Origin of the sequence: Enterobacter sp. BIGb0383 (assembly GCF_003751845.1) — a bacterium.
Classification (GTDB): Bacteria; Pseudomonadota; Gammaproteobacteria; order Enterobacterales; family Enterobacteriaceae; genus BIGb0383.
The window spans coordinates 1,178,953-1,193,079 of sequence record NZ_RJKQ01000002.1; the positions used below are offsets into that span (position 1 = coordinate 1,178,953).

General features: G+C 57.1%; 15 protein-coding genes. 6 read left to right on the top strand and 9 right to left on the bottom strand.

Features of this window, described 5'->3' with window-relative positions; genetic code table 11:
- Positions 1-50 precede the first annotated feature (50 nt).
- From EDF81_RS13910 to EDF81_RS13925, 4 genes are read left to right on the top strand one after another with little or no spacing between them, the layout of a single operon-like run.
- Positions 51-980, top strand: a complete 930-nt coding sequence (locus EDF81_RS13910; RefSeq protein ID WP_123348709.1) for an ABC transporter permease — start codon at positions 51-53, stop codon at positions 978-980.
- Entirely contained in the window at positions 980-1,876 is an 897-nt protein-coding gene (locus tag EDF81_RS13915) for an ABC transporter permease subunit (RefSeq protein WP_123348710.1), read from the top strand. The genes EDF81_RS13910 and EDF81_RS13915 overlap by 1 nt, the downstream gene beginning before the upstream one ends.
- A 2-nt stretch (positions 1,877-1,878) precedes the next feature.
- Positions 1,879-2,931: a P1 family peptidase gene (locus tag EDF81_RS13920; RefSeq protein WP_123348711.1), complete on the top strand. Its 1,053-nt coding sequence runs from the start codon at positions 1,879-1,881 to the stop codon at positions 2,929-2,931.
- A 16-nt stretch (positions 2,932-2,947) separates the two neighbouring features.
- Complete coding sequence (locus EDF81_RS13925) at positions 2,948-3,769, top strand: M55 family metallopeptidase (protein WP_123348712.1); 822 nt, start codon at positions 2,948-2,950, stop codon at positions 3,767-3,769.
- Between the two features lie 8 nt (positions 3,770-3,777).
- Here the strand turns inward: EDF81_RS13925 and EDF81_RS13930 are convergent, their stop codons facing one another.
- From EDF81_RS13930 to EDF81_RS13955, 6 genes are all read right to left on the bottom strand, one after another.
- Complete coding sequence (locus tag EDF81_RS13930) at positions 3,778-4,317, bottom strand: hypothetical protein (protein WP_123348713.1); 540 nt, start codon at positions 4,315-4,317, stop codon at positions 3,778-3,780.
- The gene (locus tag EDF81_RS13935; protein WP_123348714.1) at positions 4,314-6,662 is read right to left on the bottom strand and encodes a fimbria/pilus outer membrane usher protein; all 2,349 of its coding nucleotides are present in this window, start codon (positions 6,660-6,662) and stop codon (positions 4,314-4,316) included. Before EDF81_RS13935 ends, EDF81_RS13930 begins: the two co-directional genes overlap by 4 nt.
- Before the next feature lie 15 nt (positions 6,663-6,677).
- Positions 6,678-7,355 carry a fimbria/pilus chaperone family protein gene (locus EDF81_RS13940; RefSeq protein ID WP_123348715.1) on the bottom strand — a complete coding sequence of 226 codons (678 nt, stop codon included), beginning with the start codon at positions 7,353-7,355 and terminating at the stop codon, positions 6,678-6,680.
- A 53-nt stretch (positions 7,356-7,408) separates the two neighbouring features.
- The gene (locus tag EDF81_RS13945) at positions 7,409-8,044 is read right to left on the bottom strand and encodes a DUF1120 domain-containing protein (RefSeq protein WP_184999505.1); all 636 of its coding nucleotides are present in this window, start codon (positions 8,042-8,044) and stop codon (positions 7,409-7,411) included.
- Between the two features lie 377 nt (positions 8,045-8,421).
- A complete protein-coding gene (locus EDF81_RS13950) occupies positions 8,422-8,913 on the bottom strand; it encodes a FidL-like protein (protein WP_123348717.1) in 492 nt (163 codons plus the stop codon).
- Positions 8,910-9,728, bottom strand: a complete 819-nt coding sequence (locus tag EDF81_RS13955) for a winged helix-turn-helix domain-containing protein (RefSeq protein ID WP_123348718.1) — start codon at positions 9,726-9,728, stop codon at positions 8,910-8,912. The genes EDF81_RS13950 and EDF81_RS13955 overlap by 4 nt, the downstream gene beginning before the upstream one ends.
- 827 nt (positions 9,729-10,555) lie before the next feature.
- On the opposite strand from EDF81_RS13955, the gene EDF81_RS13960 reads away from it, so the two are divergent.
- Both EDF81_RS13960 and EDF81_RS13965 read left to right on the top strand, forming a co-directional pair.
- A complete protein-coding gene (locus EDF81_RS13960) occupies positions 10,556-11,170 on the top strand; it encodes a helix-turn-helix domain-containing protein (protein WP_123348719.1) in 615 nt (204 codons plus the stop codon).
- A 5-nt stretch (positions 11,171-11,175) separates the two neighbouring features.
- Positions 11,176-11,838, top strand: coding sequence for a helix-turn-helix transcriptional regulator (locus EDF81_RS13965; RefSeq protein ID WP_123348720.1), 663 nt, complete (start codon positions 11,176-11,178; stop codon positions 11,836-11,838).
- 6 nt (positions 11,839-11,844) lie between these two features.
- On the opposite strand, the gene EDF81_RS13970 is transcribed toward EDF81_RS13965, so the two are convergent.
- From EDF81_RS13970 to EDF81_RS13980, 3 genes are all read right to left on the bottom strand, one after another.
- On the bottom strand, positions 11,845-12,090 hold the full coding sequence (locus EDF81_RS13970) for a hypothetical protein (protein WP_123348721.1): 246 nt from the start codon (positions 12,088-12,090) through the stop codon (positions 11,845-11,847).
- Positions 12,091-12,296: 206 nt separating this feature from the next.
- On the bottom strand, positions 12,297-12,863 hold the full coding sequence (locus tag EDF81_RS13975) for a LemA family protein (RefSeq protein WP_123348722.1): 567 nt from the start codon (positions 12,861-12,863) through the stop codon (positions 12,297-12,299).
- Positions 12,863-13,939, bottom strand: a complete 1,077-nt coding sequence (locus tag EDF81_RS13980; protein ID WP_123348723.1) for a hypothetical protein — start codon at positions 13,937-13,939, stop codon at positions 12,863-12,865. Before EDF81_RS13980 ends, EDF81_RS13975 begins: the two co-directional genes overlap by 1 nt.
- Positions 13,940-14,127 lie beyond the last annotated feature (188 nt).

Consider the following 14,127-nt stretch of genomic DNA (forward strand, 5'->3'; position numbering starts at 1 on the left):
ATGCCGCGATCGGCCCCGATCGCGGCATCCGTAACAGGATAGAAACCACCATGGTGACTTACATTATCCGACGCCTTCTGGAAATGATCCCGGTACTGCTGGTGGTCTCATTGCTGGTGTTTGGCTTTATTAAATTACTCCCCGGCGATCCGGCGATGATCTATGCCGGGCCGGACGCGAGCCGGGAGGCGATCGACGCCGCCCGGGAACATCTTGGCCTCAACGATCCGCTGCCTCAGCAGTATGTTAACTGGCTGGCGGGACTGTTTCGCGGCGATCTTGGCGTGACCTTCCGCACCCAGCAGCCGGTCGTCGAGGTGATCCGTCAGGGCTTTATGCCGACCTTCTGGCTGGCGCTGGCCGGGTTTTCCTGGTCGGTGGTGCTGGGCCTGGGCGTGGGCGTGATCTCTGCGCTAAAGCGCGGAAAGTGGCTCGACTGGCTGTTGATGAGCAGCGCCGTTGGCGGCATCTCAATGCCGACATTCTGGCTGGGGCTGCTGCTGATCCAGTTTGTGGCGATGCCCTTCGGCATTTTTTCCGTCGGCGGCTTCCATCAGCCTGCGGATATCATCCTGCCCGCCCTCACCCTCGGTGCCAGCGTGGCGGCGGTGATGGCGCGCTTTACCCGCTCTTCCTTCCTTGAGGTTTCGCAGGAAGATTATGTGCGCACCGCCCGCTCTAAAGGGCTGCGCGGTCGGCTGGTGGTGTGGAAGCATATTATGCGTAACGCGCTGATCCCGGTGATCACCATGCTCGGTCTGCAGTTCGGCTTTCTGCTCGGCGGCTCGATTGTGGTGGAGAGCGTCTTTAACTGGCCGGGTCTGGGCTGGCTGCTGATCGAGTCGATCAAAACCCAGGATCAGCCGGTGATCCAGGCCCTGGTGATGCTGTTCGTGTTTGAATTTATCGTTATCAATCTGCTGGTGGATCTGCTGTATGCGGTAGTGAACCCGGCGATCCGTTTGCAGCAGGAGTCGTGATGAGTCAACCCGGAATCCCCCTCCCCGTGACGTCCCTGGCCCCGGAAACTATCCGTTCCCCGTGGCGTGATTTCTGGCAGACCTTTCTGCGCCACCCGATGGCGCTGGTCTCCGGCGGCTTTATTGTTCTGCTGGTGCTGGTGGCGATTTTTGCCCCCTGGCTGGCGCCCTCGGACCCAATGACGCCTGACTGGATGGCGCTCTCCGCGCCGCCGTCCGCCGCGCACTGGATGGGTACCGACGAGCTGGGGCGCGATATTTTAAGCCGGATTATTTACGGGGCGCGGATCTCGCTGTACGTCGGCGTGGTCTCCGTAACGTTAGGCATGGTGGTCGGCGTGCTGCTCGGCCTGCTGGCGGGCTACTATGGCCGCTGGGTCGATATGCTGATTATGCGCGGCTCCGACGTGCTGTTCGCCTTTCCGGGCATGCTGCTGGCTATCGCCGTGGTGGCCATCCTCGGGCCGGGGCTGAACAACGTGATTATCGCGGTGGCGGTATTCAGCGTGCCGGTCTTCGCCCGCATCGTCCGCGCCTCGACCCTGTCCTTAAAACAGGCCGCCTACGTGGAAGCGGTGCGCTGCGCCGGAGCCCGCGACCGGGTGATCCTGCTGCGCCATATTTTGCCCGGCACGCTCTCCAGCGTTATTGTCTACTTCACCATGCGTATTGGCACCAGTATTCTGACCGCTGCGGGACTCAGCTTTATCGGCCTCGGTCCGGAGCCGGACGTGCCGGAGTGGGGCAATATTCTGGCGATGAGCCGCAGTATGATGATGGCCGGTCTGTGGCATGTCAGCGTCTTCCCGGGACTGGCCATTTTTGTCACCGTGCTGGCGTTTAACCTGCTGGGCGACGCCCTGCGCGATACGCTCGATCCAAAATCACGGGGCTAATCATGACGGAGTTTTTACGCCAGCAGCAGGATCTTCTGCTGCAACAGTGGCGGAAGGAAGGCACGCTGGGCCACCCGCGTACCGCGCCGGGCGGGCATAACCGCATCAGCGATGTGCCGGGCGTGACCGTCGGCCACAGCACGCTGGCCGACGGCGAGATCCAGACCGGCGTCACCGCGATTATGCCGTCGAAGGAGAATCTGTTTACCGCGCCGCTGCCCTGCGCCGCCGCCGTGCTGAACGGCTTTGCCAAGCCGGTCGGACTGGTGCAAATAGAGGAGCTGGGCCTGCTGCAGACCCCAATCCTGCTGAGCAATACGCTGGCGGTCGGCACCCTGTTTACCACCCTGGTCAAACAGGCGATCGCCCGCAATCCTGAGCTGGGTCGCAGTCTGCCGACGGTGAACCCGCTGGCGCTGGAGTGCAATGACGGCTGGTTGAACGACATTCAGGCCCTCGCGGTCAGCGAGACAATGGCGCTGGAAGCGCTGGACAGCGCGCGGGCGGATTTTGCCCGCGGCAGCGTCGGTGCCGGACGCGGGATGAGCTGCTTTGCGATGAAAGGCGGGATCGGCAGCGCCTCACGTCTTATCCCCTCGCTGAATGCCACGCTCGGCGTGCTGGTGCTGGCCAACTACGGCGCCCTGAACGCTTTTACGCCCGGCGGCGTGCCGATGGGCGATCGTATTGCGCCCCTGCTGCCGGGTCTGGCGCCGCAGCGGGACGCTGGCTCTATTATTATCGTGATGGCGACCGACGCCCCGCTCGATACCCGTCAGCTCAAACGCATTGCCCGCCGCGCCGGAGCGGGACTTGGTCGTACCGGCAGCTACTGGGGCCACGGCTCCGGTGATATTGCGGTCGCTTTCTCCACCCAGCGGCAGCCTGTGCCACCGGACGATGCGGCGCTTGAGCCAATGCTGGCCGCAGCCTCCGAGGCCACTGAATTTGCGGTGCTGGACGCTCTGCTTAGCGCCGATGCGGTCACCGGCTTTCGCCAGCATCACCGTCCCGGCCTGCGCACGGTGCTTGATACCCTGGCCTCTACTCTTTGATAAGGACCGATAAACCATGAAGATTTTTATTTCCGCCGATATTGAAGGCATTGCCGGCGTGATGCGCCCGGAGCAGTGTTCGCCCGGCCATGCGGAGTATCAGATTGCCCGTGGCCTGATGGAGCAGGAGATCAACGCGGCCATTGAGGGCGCGTTTATGGGCGGCGCAACCGAGGTTGTGGTAGCGGACAGCCATGCGCAGATGACCAACCTGCGGGCGGAGAATATCGACGCCCGCGCCCGGCTGGTGCAGGGCAAACCGCGCCTGCTGTCGATGGTGGATGGCCTTGAACAGGGCGGCTTCGACGGGATGATGTTTATTGGCTATCACAGCGCGGCCGGGGAGCATGGCGTGCTGGCCCATACCATTAATGGCCGTGCCTTCTGGCGGATTAAGATCAATGGCCTGGTGATGGGCGAAACCGATATTTACGCCGCAGCGGGCGCGGAACACGGCGTCCCGCTGCTGCTGGTCTCCGGGGATGATGTGCTCCAGGGCTGGATAGCCGAGCACTACCCGACAACCGGCTACGCCTGCGTAAAGCGGGCCATCGCCCATACCGCCGCCGAGTCGCTCAGCCCCCACGAGGCGCAGACCCGGATACGCAAAGCCGCCCAGCAGGCGCTGCATGAGATAAGCGCCACGAACACCACCCGCATTACCGCGCCCTACCGCCTGGAGCTGCTGGCGTCACGTCCGGTACTGGCGGATCTGTTCCAGCTGGTCCCCGGCGTGGTGCGGGAAGATGGCGTAACCGTCAGCTACGAGGCACAGAATATGCAGACCCTTATCCGACTGCTGAGCACCTTCTCTTATCTGGCGACAACCCAGGCCTGAAACGTCGGTTATTCAGTCCCCCCAACCACTATGCTGCCGTCCAGTCGCCATAGCTCGCTATCCGTCACCCGCGTCGCCGCCGAGGGCATCCAGGCGGTGACGGTGAGGCTGGCGCGCAGAACGCGCCCGCTGGCCGGGCTACCGGCAGACCAGAAACTCAGCGGCTGACCGGCGCGAAAGGCCATTTTCGCGTCGCGCGTCTCGCCGCGAACCATCTCTGCCCGTCGATCGTCAATCATCACATCGTGCAGTACCAGGGTTACGCGACCGGATGCGCCGAAGCGATAGCTGTCACTCGCTTTTTCCGGCCCGATAAACTGCAGGGTCAGCGGCGTCGGGCGATCGCAGCTGACCATCACCTCCAGCTCCCGCGCATCGCCAACACGCAACTCACCGGAGGAGAAGCTATTCCCCGACTGAGCCAGCAACTCGCTGCGAGTCGTCTGGCCATAGTTCACCTGAGCATCGCTCAGCTGGATATCACATTCCGCGCAGGCGGCGGCGCTACTCAGCAACCCAACGGTCAGCAGCAGGGATAAAGGATTCATAAGACGCATCTCGCGGAAAGTGAAGCATAAAGAGAGCCGGGGTCCGCCACCCAGGGCGAGGTCAGTTGGATAGCGCAGCGCGTACCGTCCTGCAACTGCCCGAACAGCGTCCCGTCCGGTAAATCGTCAAAGAACAGGCTGCCGTCTTCGTTGACGAAGGCAACCAGCGCGCCACCCTTATTTTTCACCGCACTGCCGGCTGCCGGCCCTTCACCCGACGGAAAGGTGACCAGCGCCCGGCGTACGGTGAACGCCGGGAGTGATACCGGCACCACCGACCCGCGCCAGGGCGTCACGTCGGCAATCCCACTCAGAACCTGGACGTTTTTCGGCAGGCTGTGGCTGTTGATCTGCAGCGTATTCTTCTGCCACGGCGTCCATGAGGCGATCGCGTGACCGCTACCGTCGCTCCAGACCTTCCCCGCCGGGGTACGGATTTCCACGTCTGGCCGGGGACCGTTAAGGGAAATCACCCCGAAAGTGTCCCCCACCTTACGCGGCGTGAACGTCAGCCCCTCATCGTGCAGTACCGCCCCGCCGCGTGCGCCCAGGTTATAGCGGACGCTGCTGTCGCTGCGGGCAACGCCAGCGCTTAGCTGGCTGTATGTGTTGGTCCAGAGGGCGGAGCTGGCAATCGAGGACGCCTGCCGCTGACCTTTTTCGCCCGACAGGCTCCAGGCAAATTTGTCACTGAGCGTCTGGTCGTAGCCCATTCCCGTCCGCGTCCGTTCGCCGTCATGAGTGACCCAGCTTCGCAGGCTGCGGCCCGGACCAAGAGGAATGGCGATATTCAGAGAAACGTAGTGCGTATCATGCCGGCCGCGGTCGTCCGCCAGGCGATTTTTCTGCACGCCCAGATTCAGGTTAACGTTGCCGAAGGTTCTTCCCCATCCCAGCGTATAGCCCATCGTTTCCGTCCCCTGCCGGGTCTGCGACAGGCTACCGGAAAACGAAAACGCCCCGAGCCAGGGCTGGCTATAGTTCACTCCGGCGGCATATTGCGCTTTGACCTGCCCCGTTCCCGTTCCGTTTTGTACCGACCACGCGCTGCCGGCCTCCACATAATCACGACTGCGGAAATTCGCAGAGGCGGACAGGGAGAGCCGCTGAGTGACCGGATAGCCAAGACCAAGCTGATGGCTAAATCCTTTTCTTTTTCTCCCGTCGCGGGCCAGCGTCCCGGTCTGAGAGAGGGTAGCCAGCAGACGTTCGGTCAGGCGCATACTGGCCCGCCAGGAGACGGCCTGCCGGGTTTCTGCAATCAGTCCGCCCGCCGCCACGTCCAGGTTTTGACGGTGATAAACCCCGGTAGACCCCAGCAGCAGCGGCCAGTCCTGCCGGGTTAAGCGCAGTTGCCCCACCGCCAGTGAGGTGCCGGTGACCATCATCGCGTTATCAGGCCGGGCCTGAATCCAGGGGATCGTCTGCTGCCGACGGCTGCCGGTCTCGTCATGACTGATCACTACAAAATCCTCCTGCGGGTTCAGCGCAGGTATCCCCTCCAGCCGGTTCATCCCGGCGGTGACCGGGAAGGTTTTCAACAGAATATTGCCCTGCCAGACCTCGGCGGTTCCCGCCTGGGATAGCAGAATATCCAGGGAGACCCGATTGCCACCGCCGTTCTGCAGCGCCCGCTCCGGCACGATTTGCGCCCCGGTCAGGGCAATCCCGGAGAATAACGGATCGTCAGTCGTGATTTCGCCGATCTGCAACACGGAGGCCCAGCCGGGAATGGAGCGCTGGCCCCAGGTATAGAGACGGGTGAAGTGACGTTGCGTGTCCTGCCGGGTGTAGCTCTGGCCGCTGCGGATAATCCAGTGGTTGATATTGGCCCCCACTTCCGACGTCAGGGTCTGCGCACTGTGATCCCCACCGGAACGGGCCTGCCAGGCATAGTGTCTGGCGTCATAGTTCACCATCAGCGCCCTGCCGCCGGTCGCATACTGCACATCGCTCAGGAGGCTATTCGCGGGGATCTGCAGCTCAAGGCTGCTGCGTTCGACCTGCTCCGTAACACGGATATTGCTGCCGGGCGACGGCGTCAGGCAGGTCTGGTCAATAACATCAAAACTGTGCGGATCGATACCCAGCTTACGCAGTTGCCCAGCGGACCAGCAGGGCACACCGGCCTGGCCGAAGGTAATGCGGTGCAGACCTTTGTTTTGCCCGTTAACGACAATATGGGTGGGATGCTCACCGGGCAGAAAGTGCGTCCCGGCATCCAGTAAATCTGCCGCCTGGGTATCGTAGCCAAGCGCGCTGAGCATTTCGCGATCGTAGTGATTGCCGCCCGCGGCAGCGACAGAAACCAGATACGTACTGAAGAACAGGATCTTTTTTATCACCGACGGCCGCTCCCGTCACAGCCGGACGTCAAACGGCGTCGTCAGGATCCCGAAGCGGGTCACCGGATGCAGACGAACGGAAAGCGCGCCGTCGGGCAGCGGCAGGGAAAAGCGTTCACCCGGCAGAATATAGGTTTTCGGCAGCGTGACCGAGTGCCGGCCCGGCAGCACATCAACCTCACGGGTTAAGCGCACGATATACGGCGTCGGGTTAGCAATGCTGAGCGATGAACCCACGCGCCGGAGTGTCAGCCCGGTCCACGGGGTGGTATTCAGGGGCAAATCCGCCGGGGAAATGATCACCGGGATATTCTGGCCAATCAGCACCCGCGTCCGGTTGGTCTTGCCGTCATCCTGCGGGACGGCGGTAAACTGAATCCGCTGCATTCGCTGTGTATCCAGCGTAATGCCGTCTTTCAACACCACGCGTATCTGCTGTTTTTTGCCCCCGTCCACGCGAACCAGCTGTGGCGTAATAATCAGCCGATTTTCACGATCTTCAGGGAGGGTTTGCAGACTGCTGTGGAGCAATGCCGGACTGCTGTCGGTGTTCATGACAGTAATGGTGGCCTCGCGAAGGCCGTCGTCGAGAAACACGACCGGCACTTCCGGCCGCATCCCGGCCGCCCGGGCAGCGGTCATCAGCAAAGCGCTCAGAAAAAACGCCGAGAGAAATTTAATCAGAATAGACATAGCCGTGCCCGCGCCCGGCGAGGGTTTATCACCTTCACCGGGCGGTTGAGTGATTATAAATAGACGACGGAGAAGGTGATGCTGCCATCGATATTGACGACTTCACCGGCAGGGTATTTATCGGCATTTCTCAGAAAAATACCCGAAGAGAGCGTGTAGGCCGCTCGGGTAAATGCCATCGGTTCGCTGGCATTCGCATCGGCCGCCGAGGCGAAGTACGCGTCTTTATCCAGGAACAGCGCGGTAGTGGTTGAGGCGGTTTTCTTCGTCCAGGCCAGTTTATCCGTGCCGACAAGAATATGGGCGTTGGTTGCGCCATCCACGCTTGCGGCGGTGAGCCCCAGCATCAGCGCGCCCACTTTTTTGCTGGCGCTGTCGACCCCTAAACCGAAGAACATCGGGTCACTAAAAGCAGCCGACTGAGTACCAAATTCGTCCGCAACCTCCGCCACGGTCATCGCGCTGGTACGACGGTTATCCGTCGTCTGGATGGCAATGGTCGCCGGGCCACCGCAGTCAACGTCGACCGTCACGTCGTTCCCCTCCAGCATATTGTTCCTCAGCGCCAGGGTTGATGCCGGAATAATGCCAAGGTCAATGGATGGCGCACTTAAGGTGACATCACAGGTTACCGGATTAATCGTCCCGGTAATGGACAGGCTGGCAGAATTTGCGGCATAACCCGCCATGCATGCGGAGCCGGTAATGATAGCAATAGCTGAATGTAAAATACATTTACGCATAAGTTCCCTCTCAACTTCCTGTTAATTAAAAGCGTTAATAGGTTAGGGAATGAATATCCTAATAACAAGTGCAATATTTTACTGAAAAAAAGGGGCAACCCCATCATTTTAGTGAGGTAAAAAAGTGAAAATATCATTTTAAATGAATATTAATTTCATCTCTAACTTAACCCCCAGGCACCCGAAACGTTGAAAGAGCCTGGAATTAAGATCTTACTTACACAGGTAAAAAACCTCCGCAGGTTGATATTAACATCACCTCCGGAGGCACTCGTAATTATTAAGCTGCCCTGATGAATTTACCCCTCAATATCCATATCCGTTCAATAAGGTTTGCAGGTAAACAAAAATGACACCGGACTCCCAATTAGCCAGGCACCGGATGGCGCTTCCACCACGTCGATCTGAAACACGCCGGGCCGGGTGATAATCTCACTCAGCCACTGTTCAAATAGCGCATCCGGCAGCGTGTCGTTTGGGCCTTTGGTGATATCGCTGATGCGGTAGCGGAAGGTATCACTATCCACCGGACCGCCATCCTTCAGGTTAAGCATGCGATTGACGACCAGGGTTGTTCCCTGGCTCAGGGCATATCCCTTCACCAGGAAATAACCTGAATCCCGATCCTGCAAGCGCAGATCCTGAGAGAGTCGCAGGACTAACGCCTGGCGATCGCGGCTGAGGTCGTAAACGGTAAAGGTGGTGCATTTAAAGGGCATGCTGGGGTAGCGACTGTAGCCATAGCCTAAATAGGCAACCAGCAGCGCGGCCAGAATCCCCAGGCCTGCCAGAATAAAGGGTCTGGCTTTGCTCATTGGATCCTCCGGTCGTAATAGTAAAAGTTCTGGCAATCCACCACCTCTCTGTTCGAACCTATCCGACAGAAGGAAAGTAAGGTTCGTCCCAGGTTGGTTGTCGATTCAGAGGTGTAGTTATCCACCAGCACCAGCCGGGTTTTATCGCAGACCAGCGCATTTTCCGTGAAGATCGCTTTTACCTGAGTATTCATCTTCTCCCGGTCCTTCGGCCCGAGATTCTGCAAATAGAGCACCCGGCAGTTTTCATCTATCCTGCTGCCAATCGGTATAATCTCGCGAACGGACCACTCCCGGTGCTTGATCGCGGCAAAACCGGCAAGGCCAAGCACCAGCGCGAACAGAAGGATCGGCGCAAGCTGGCGTCGCAGAAATGACGTCGAAGGGGGCGGTACCGCGATAACGGCCTGCTCCTTAAGCGGTTCAATAACCTGTGCGTCCGGCATCGCGTCTACCGGCGCATCAATCAGAGCGGGCAGAGCGGGCTCCGTCACCGTTACGGGAATATCCGGATTGATCCTGAACCCCATTTTGGGGACGGTCACGATCAGCTCTTCACACCCCATGGCGGCGAGGGTACGACGCAGGATGCTGATATATTGATTGAGGTTGCCGTGCGAGCCGCGCAGTCCGTAATTATCCCAGACTTCCGTTAACAGGGATTCGCGATCGATAAAGCCATTTGGCGCATTCAGCAGCACCTCCAGCAGGCGGCCGGCAGGAATACTGAGCTTAACGACGTCATTATCCTGGACTCGGGTCAGCGTCCCGTCATCGGAATTAAAGACGATCGCCTCGGAAATAGTGTAAAGCATTCAGCTACCTGCGAATAAAAAGTGGCGGAAGTACAGAGAGTATACGCGACGTCACCAGGAATGCATCACTGGCTGCCAGCGCGAGCGCAAGAATGAAATAGCGCAGAATCAAATGCAAGTAATGCATTGATTTATATAAGTTATAATGTTTTTACATACAAGACGATAACAGCAACCCCAAAAAGGAAGCGACTATTTCCCAGGGCGGGACGCTACGCTTTCCTCGACAATCGCGGCCGAGTACGATAGTACGCCGGGTCGCCCGTCCCTGACCCTCTTGCCGCAGAGCGAACGGGACAAAAAGTCAATTATGACAATCATGCCAGCTTAAAATAATGAATATGGAAATAATTTAGAATTAACGTTTACCATGCCGTCAATTTTAGCTAGCGTATACCCCGTGAGCTTGCCACCCCGAACAAATTCATCGATGAGGTGCGAATACGCAACTTAACATCTCACCCCAAAATGGATTGTATATTGTCATCATTAAAGGTTGTCATACGAAAATCTGTTGGTCTGCTCTCAATTAAACAAAGCAACAACACGGGATCTATTATGGCAATATAAAATTTGATGCTGTGGAGGGTGGCGAAAATCGTGCCCGGCTGATTAAATGCACCCAAATACCCATTCTAAAATCAGAATAGGTTTACAACACCAGCGGTTAATACGCGATTTAATAATCTGCGTGTATAAGCTTTTATGCGAAACATTCAAAAACACACTAAGAATAGTGTGTAATTAATGACACCGAACATGAGGTATTATCTGATGGCTAATTTCATATTATCCGCAATTAAGGATGACCGTATGGAGTGTGGAATATGCACAGAGTGATTAAGAATCATGAAAGCGTGATTGATTACTTTGCCGGTCACGCGCAGGTAGCCAATCCGGATGAAATATCACGCGGAAAGCGCCGCTACCACTTTTGTCAGGGTGATGCACGACGGGTGTTTTTTATCCTTGAAGGCGATTTCTTACTTAAGCTGCAGACCGAAAATAAGATATTAAATATTCTTTCAGCCCCCTTTGTGATGGGCGTCAACCCGTCGCTGGACGCGCCTCCCCTCTATCTGGAGAGAGTGGACTACGGCAAAGTGAGCTATGTCGAGTATGATTTTTTCTGGAAACGGGTGCTGGAAAAAGACCTCCTCGACGACGTGATGTCGATCATGTCAGGTCAGTATACCGACCTGATGAATTACATCCTGCTCAGCAAGAGCAATTCACATGACCAGGTCATCGCGCTGCTCGACCGCTGGCAAAAGATCCCATCGCACTTAAAACGACGTTTTTCCGCCCTGTACCTGATTGAGCACAGCTCTTATCTGTCCAAAAGCTCGATAAGCCGGGTACTGAAGGAGCTAAAAGACAGCGGAAAACTGACGCTGGAAAGAGGACGCCTCAGCCACGAAGACGAGTTTACGCGGGCATAGAGACGATGACATACCGCGATGATGTGCTGATACTCAGCCAGAATGACAATTACTACCTGATGAACGGATTAATCGCCATCATCCGCAGCGTTATGGGGCCTGAAACCCACCTGCGGATAAGCGATGACTTTTCCGCGGCCGGTATCAGTCAGGCAGACATTATCGTGATGAATTCACCGTCGCTGCTGCTCTATTTTTGCCACCCAAATTTCCGGTTCAGAAAACCGCACAGTGTATTGATTAGCCTGCATAACAAGCAGGGAATCCTCCTCAGCGAGGATTTACCTTCCTGCTTTCAGGACATCATTATTGTCCGCCGCGATGAAGCGCGGTCCCGGCTTCGGACACGCCTGACGCAGAGGCTGATGCGACAGCGAGCGGGGACATCCTGCACCTTTTCGCCACCGAGCTGCGCCAGGTGTCGATGCCGCCACCTGTCGCGTAATCAACTGCAAATCGTGAAGTATCTGCGACAGGGCTACAGCATTCAGTGTATCGCCCGCATTTTGCGCGTGTCGGCCAAAACCGTGTATACGCATAAATACCGGCTGATGGAGAAATTTGATGCGCGGGGGGATGCGGAGCTCAACCAGTTTATCAACCTGCTCGGGCTGGACGACAGCCCGGCAGAGCACCACATCACCGATAGCGGAATTAAACTGATTTAAGACGGGCTACTGCTGCTGTTGATCCTGCTCATTCTGGATTTGCCAGCCAAAGCGCTGACCGCTGTGATAGCGCCCGGTACTACGGTCCTGGTCAGAACGATGGACTGCCTGTGTTTTATCATCATCATCGTTTTGACCATGAACGTACTCGACGGACTCCTGGCGCTCATAGTGTGGTTTTTCAGCAATAGCCCAGGCCAGTGCGGACGAACTCATTCCCAGACCGATGGCCAGTGCGACAATCCTTTTCATACTTCTCCCTCTGCGGCGAGCTGGTAAAGTACATTATTAAACCATCTATTGCGGCTCCCGTCTTTAGTCGATCGGTTTAATTGTCGATTAAAAACATAGTGTTAGCCACTTAAGGGAAATATTCGGATTATACTTACAAAAAGAAGGGGAAATGGCGGCAGCACGTCCGACCTGTCGGAGCGATATTGCCGCGGGATACAGGACAATCAGTGGATATTCGGCCGGTATTCGAAACCGCTTTCGGCCTGAGAGTCGCTGAAGGTATCGAGTTTCTTCTTCTTATTCAGCACCCCGTTCACCAGAGAGTTAGGGAAGGTTTCAATCCCGTTATTAAAGTCCTCGACGTTGCGGTTAAAAATACGCACCGCCGCGCCGACATTCTCCTGCTGCTCGGTGATTTCCGTCATCAGATTGCGGAACAGATCCGACGCCTTCAGGTCAGGATAGTTTTCCGCGACCGCGTACAGACCGCTCAGCAGCGATACCGTTTTGGTCCGCGTTTCCGCCAGCGTTCCGAGATCCACCTCCCGGGTATCCAGCCGCTTCAGGGACGCGCGCAGCTCGGTGACCTGGGTCATGATGGACGCCTCATACTCTTTGTACTCGCCGGCGATTTTTTCCAGCGCCGGGATCACATTGTTCTTCTGCCGCTCCTGAACCACCACATCGGCCCAGGCCCGCGCAACGGCGTTCATGCGCTTGATAATACCGTTATAAATCACTACCACCAGCAGTATCACTACCGCCAGCCCACCCAGGATAATCACGTCCATTATTCACCTGCCTTTTGAAAATTGCTGTCTGAATACACCATCAAGGTATGGATAAAATCTAACGCCGCATGAAGCTCAGGCAGCACGGTGTGCTCCTTCACTTCGGCAATAAAGGCGTCAGGCGTCTTAAAGTCATATTTTTGTCGGGCGCTGGCGATCCACTCGCCGTTGCCGAAGGACATGCACAGACTGGCCTGGGCATTACACTCCAGGTTTAAGGCCTTAAAGCGGCTGGCCGCCTCTTCGCAGGCCAGCACAATTGTCGGTTTTAAAAAGCGTGCCGCGATCATTTCCGTGCCCGCAAGCACCTTAAACTGCCGGTTAAAGCGGTTAGATGAAGGCTGATAAGAGACGCCTTTTAGCCCATCAACTCGGGTGCTGAGGATCGCCATCTGGCTGACAAACTGGAACGGCATCACAATGCCGTAGCGGTCAAAATGGGTATCGACCGTGCGCGTTTTCCTGTTCCCTTTACTGTCGGTATAGGTTTCCGTACGCCTGTCCACATAGTGAAGATGGTAAAAACGGTAGGTAAACGCGTGCGTATGGCCCTGATAGTATCCCTCATAGCCCGCCTTCAGTTGACGAGAGTGATTCCCACGCCGGAGCTCAAAAAAATCTGTCAGCAGCCGCTGCTGCAGCGCGGGCAGCTCCGCCCCAAGCTCCCGAAGGCGGTTATCAAGCAGCAAATTACGGATATAAAGCCGTTCGCTCAGCTTGCGTATCCGTCCGTTTTTACCCGACATATACATAAAGCCGCACAGCGCAATCACGCCGCAGGGGAACCATATCGTCAGCAGGAACTCTTCGGAGATCGAAGGGCTGGCAATAGCGATATGAATGAGGCTCATCAGCCCAGCAATCACGCAGGGCACAATCATCAGCGCTTTAGACCAGACAAAATGATAGACCAGCGGACCATCAAAGGCCTTCACCCGCTCAATCACGGCCACCAGCTGGTCCTCAGACCTTGCCGCTTCAATATCCTGCGCGGCCTGCTCAAGCAGCGCCTTGAGCCGTTGGTTATGCTGCGGCTTACGCTGCACGGTATTTGCCGTCGATCCTCTGTCCGTCATTATTCTCGTCAAATCCTTGATTTTGCACAGCGTTCAACGGCGGCGAAGCCAGCCGCAGTGAACGAATTTTAGTATCGATACGGAGCATAACTTACTGGCCGTCGGGAACAAAGCAGTACTCATGGCCGGGCATATTTCGGTCCTGGCCGAAGCAAGGGGTATCAGGCCGCTCTATGCTGGCGACAGAT

Coding starts and splice junctions, on each gene's coding strand:
- EDF81_RS13910 (WP_123348709.1), top strand. CDS start 51: ATGGTGACTTACATTATCCGACGCCTTCTGGAAATGATCCCGGTACTG.
- EDF81_RS13915 (WP_123348710.1), top strand. CDS start 980: ATGAGTCAACCCGGAATCCCCCTCCCCGTGACGTCCCTGGCCCCGGAA.
- EDF81_RS13920 (WP_123348711.1), top strand. CDS start 1,879: ATGACGGAGTTTTTACGCCAGCAGCAGGATCTTCTGCTGCAACAGTGG.
- EDF81_RS13925 (WP_123348712.1), top strand. CDS start 2,948: ATGAAGATTTTTATTTCCGCCGATATTGAAGGCATTGCCGGCGTGATG.
- EDF81_RS13930 (WP_123348713.1), bottom strand. CDS start 4,317: ATGAATCCTTTATCCCTGCTGCTGACCGTTGGGTTGCTGAGTAGCGCC.
- EDF81_RS13940 (WP_123348715.1), bottom strand. CDS start 7,355: ATGTCTATTCTGATTAAATTTCTCTCGGCGTTTTTTCTGAGCGCTTTG.
- EDF81_RS13945 (WP_184999505.1), bottom strand. CDS start 8,044: ATGGCGGGTTATGCCGCAAATTCTGCCAGCCTGTCCATTACCGGGACG.
- EDF81_RS13950 (WP_123348717.1), bottom strand. CDS start 8,913: ATGAGCAAAGCCAGACCCTTTATTCTGGCAGGCCTGGGGATTCTGGCC.
- EDF81_RS13955 (WP_123348718.1), bottom strand. CDS start 9,728: ATGCTTTACACTATTTCCGAGGCGATCGTCTTTAATTCCGATGACGGG.
- EDF81_RS13960 (WP_123348719.1), top strand. CDS start 10,556: ATGCACAGAGTGATTAAGAATCATGAAAGCGTGATTGATTACTTTGCC.
- EDF81_RS13965 (WP_123348720.1), top strand. CDS start 11,176: ATGACATACCGCGATGATGTGCTGATACTCAGCCAGAATGACAATTAC.
- EDF81_RS13970 (WP_123348721.1), bottom strand. CDS start 12,090: ATGAAAAGGATTGTCGCACTGGCCATCGGTCTGGGAATGAGTTCGTCC.
- EDF81_RS13975 (WP_123348722.1), bottom strand. CDS start 12,863: ATGGACGTGATTATCCTGGGTGGGCTGGCGGTAGTGATACTGCTGGTG.
- EDF81_RS13980 (WP_123348723.1), bottom strand. CDS start 13,939: ATGACGGACAGAGGATCGACGGCAAATACCGTGCAGCGTAAGCCGCAG.